The organism is Allobosea sp. P4_E12 (genome assembly GCF_056401655.1).
The window spans coordinates 1-3,016 of sequence record NZ_JBFUIY010000105.1 but is presented as its reverse complement, the minus strand read 5'-3'; the positions used below and the strand labels follow the sequence as shown (position 1 = coordinate 3,016).

Here is a 3,016-nt window from a genome sequence, read left to right as displayed (position 1 = left end):
ACCTTGGCGACCTGGCGCGCCTCGAGGCCCTTCACCTCCTCACCGGACTGGACGATGCTGATCTCGAGCTGTTCCTTGCGGCTTTCGCGGTTGGTGCGGTTGCCGTCGAACAACCGGGTCTCGCCCTGGATGATCTGGCTGGCCTCGTCGGAGAATCGGGCGAACTCGGCCGGGAAGGTGATCGCGGCAAGGTTGTCGCGCTCGGCGATCAGGCGGGCCTTGCGGCCGAGATTTTCGCCGAGCTGCGAGCGGATGATCGAGAGCTCGGCCTTGGTCTGGACATCGTCGAGCCAGAACAGGGTCTGGCCWGCCTCGACCCGGTCGCCCTGTCGCACCCCGATCGCCTGGACGACGCCGCCGTCGCGGTGCTGCACCTCCTTGAGGTTCTGATCGACCTTGATCGAGCCCTGGGCGATCACGGCGCCGTTGAGATGGGCGCTGGCGGCCCAGCCGCCGCAGCCGACGACCAGGAGCAGGGCGAGCGCGGTACCGGCGAGCATATGCCGGCCGAGCCCGAAGTTCGGCTCGCGCCCTTCCCTGGCGTCCCCGCCCACCTGCGATGCGACATTGCGCCTGGTCATATCCGTCTCTCCCGTCAGCGGACCCGGGATGCGAGGCCGAGCTGCCCCGCACCGAGGTCAGTAATAGTAAAGCCTGTGGCTGCCCTGGATCTCGATGGAGTAGTCCCTCTCGTCGGTCTGCTCGAGATAGACGTCGACATAGGTGTAGTCGTTGTCACCGATCTTCTCGATGCGGAAGCGGAAGGGCTGGCTGGCAGTGCCGGCCTGGTCGCCATAGGCGCTGGCGAACGGATCGGCCTCGTCCCCGGGCGCACCATTGGCGGGATCGTCATCCGTGCGGATCTGGTACTGGCTGACGATGATGCGGTCGCCAGCCTCGAGATCGAGGATCTGGTGGATCAGGTCGCGGTCATCCTCGTCATAGGGCACGTCGAACGAGAAGCAGTCGTTGCCGGCACCGCCGGTCAGCGTCACTGCGTCGGCACCGATGGTGAAGTGGTCGTCGCCGCTGCCGCCGATCACCGCCTCGATATTGGAGAAGCTGTCCGCGCCGATCTCGACGCTGACCGCCTTGCCCTCGACCAGGTTGATGTCGATGCATTGCGTCGCCTGGGAGTAATCCAGCGTGTCGCTGCCGTTGCCGCCATCATAGCAATCGGCCGCGGCATCGAGCGTGCCGATGATCACGTCGTTGCCGGCGCCGGCCTTGACGAGATCCTCACCGGTACCGCCATCGAGCGTATCGTCGCCAGCATCTCCGGCGATCTGGTCGTTACCAGCTCCGCCCATGACCACGTCGTCGCCGTCATCGCCCTCGAGCCGGTCGTTGCCGGCCCCGCCATCGATGACATCATCGCCCGCGTCGCCCTCGATCCGGTCGTCACCAGCCTCGCCGAAGAGCCGGTCATTGCCGGCATTGCCCTCGACCCGGTCGTCGCCGGCGCCGGCGAAGACGATGTCGTCATCCGCGTCGCCCTCGATCCGGTCGCGCCCGTCGCCGCCGAAGACGATGTCGTCACCGGTCCCGCCATGGATCTGGTCGTCGCCGCTGCCGCCCGCGAGGTGATCGTCGCCGGAACCGCCGTCGAGCACATCGTCACCGTCGTCGCCGGAGAGCGTGTCGTCGCCATCCTCGCCGAAGAGCCGGTCATCGCCGCCGCCGCCGGCCGCTGCATCGTCGCCCGCGCCGAGCTGGGCCGTGTCCTGGCCGGCGCCGAACTGGACGATGTCGACATGAGCGCCACCGGTCACAACATTGTTGCCGTTGCCGGTGCGGACGCTGTTGGTGCCATCGCCGGTGAAGATCGTGTTGTCGCCTTCGCCGCCGTCGATCCAGTCGTCGCCGGCGCCGCCGTCGAGGATGTCGTCGCCGTCCTCACCATAGACCTGGTCATTGCCGGCGCCGCCCATGACGTGATCGTCGCCGGCATCGCCATGAACTTCATCATTCCCGGCGCCGCCATCCACGGTGTCGTCGCCCTCATCGCCATGGGCGACGTCGTTGCCGGCATCCCCGGCGATCTGGTCGTTGCCCTCGCCGCCAGAGATCTGGTCGTTGCCGTCACCGCCGGAGAGCTGGTCGTTGCCCTTGCCGCCGATGATGATGTCATTGCCGGCCTCGCCATAGATGATGTCGTCGCCATCCTCGCCGAAGAGCTGGTCGTCGCCGTCATCGCCATAGATCGTGTCGTTGCCGTCGCCGCCATAGACGATGTCGTTGCCGCGCCCGGCATAGATCAGGTCATGGCCGGCGCCGCCGCGGATGAAGTCGTTGCCGGCGCCGCCATGCAGGATGTCGGAGCCGCCGCGGCCGTCGATCACGTCATTGCCGTCGCGCCCGTCGATCAGGTCGGCGCATTCGGTCCCGGTCAGGCCGTCATCGCCTGACGTGCCGTTGATCTCGGTGAACTCGACGACCCTGAAGAGCGCGGTCTGGGCGACCGCGACGGTCTCGTCGCTGACCTCGTAGCTCAGCGTCACCGGGCCAAAATAGCCGGGCGCCGGGGTGAACTCCCAGCCACCCTCGACCGCGGTCAGCGTGCCGCTGGAGACGGTGAGATTGCGGATCGACAGCGCATCGCCATCGGGGTCGCGCGCTCCCGCGAGCAGGCCGACCATGGTGATCAGCAGCGTCTCGCAGCGCCCGATGCTGCGCAGGTTGACGACGCCGGCGAGTTGCGGCGCCCGGTTGCTGCGTGGCCCGCCGGGGTTTTCACCGCCGGGTCCGCCAGGATTCTCGCCGCCCGGGCCGGAATGGCCGCCCGGGCCGGGGTGGTGGCCACCCGAGCCGCCGCCGGCCGAGGCGATCCCCTCGAAGTCATGGCCACYGCCAGAGCCGGCACTGCCGGAGAGGCCGCCGCCATGGCYGAGCGTCAGGTTGTCGTTGCTSGCCGGATCGCCGAAGACATCCTCGAGCTTGGCCGGCGAGAAGCGGCGCAGCGGCAGCTGCTCATAGTCGATCGGCGGGGAATCGATGCCGAGGAAGGCGGCAAGCC

At 68.1% G+C, this 3,016-nt stretch carries 1 protein-coding gene and 1 pseudogene; both read right to left on the bottom strand.

Annotated features, from left to right (window positions below; translation table 11 throughout):
* Positions 1-581, bottom strand: a pseudogene (locus AC1DW9_RS36370) (HlyD family type I secretion periplasmic adaptor subunit); the annotation flags it as partial.
* A 57-nt stretch (positions 582-638) separates the two neighbouring features.
* A partial coding sequence (locus tag AC1DW9_RS36365; RefSeq protein WP_476855394.1) for a cadherin-like domain-containing protein occupies positions 639-3,016 on the bottom strand: 2,378 nt, incomplete at its 5' end.